This window comes from Comamonas sp. wu1-DMT (genome assembly GCF_040187805.1).
GTDB classification, from domain to species: domain Bacteria; phylum Pseudomonadota; class Gammaproteobacteria; order Burkholderiales; family Burkholderiaceae_C; genus Comamonas; species Comamonas thiooxydans.
In genome coordinates, this window is the sequence record NZ_JBANEM010000064.1 from 1 (window position 1) to 583 (window position 583).

Annotated in this window: 1 protein-coding gene; it reads left to right on the forward strand. The window is 66.9% G+C overall.

The genetic code is table 11. The annotated features are described in order from the left end of the window. The coding region (locus tag V8Z78_RS27075) for a methyl-accepting chemotaxis protein (protein WP_349732519.1) at positions 1 to 583 on the forward strand (583 nt) is incomplete at both ends.

Consider the following 583-nt stretch of genomic DNA (forward strand, 5'->3'; position numbering starts at 1 on the left):
AGTCCCTGAACGCCATGGCCGAGCGCCTGCGCTCCGTCGTCGGCCAGGTGCGCTCGGGCGTGGAGTCCGTCTCTTCGGCTTCGGGCCAGATTGCCACGGGCAACCAGGACCTGTCGGCCCGCACCGAGCAGACGGCGGCCAATCTCGAAGAAACCGCGGCCAGCATGGAAGAGCTGACGGCTACTGTCACCCAGTCTGCCGACACTGCGCGTCAGGCCAATCAGCTGGCATCGACAGCTGCCCAGGCGGCCGAGCAAGGCGGTCGCGTGGTGCAGCAGGTGGTGCAAAGCATGGGCCAGATCACCAACAGCAGCCGCAAGATTGCCGACATCATCGGCGTGATCGACTCCATTGCCTTCCAGACCAATATCCTGGCCCTGAATGCAGCCGTCGAGGCGGCACGCGCCGGCGAGCAGGGCCGTGGCTTTGCCGTGGTGGCGGGCGAGGTGCGCAGCCTGGCGCAGCGCAGCGCCGAAGCCGCCAAGGAGATCAAGCAGCTCATCACCACCAGCGTGGACAATGTGCAGTCGGGCTCGCAGCAGGTGGAGCTGGCGGGCCAGAGCATGAGCGAGATCGTGGCCAG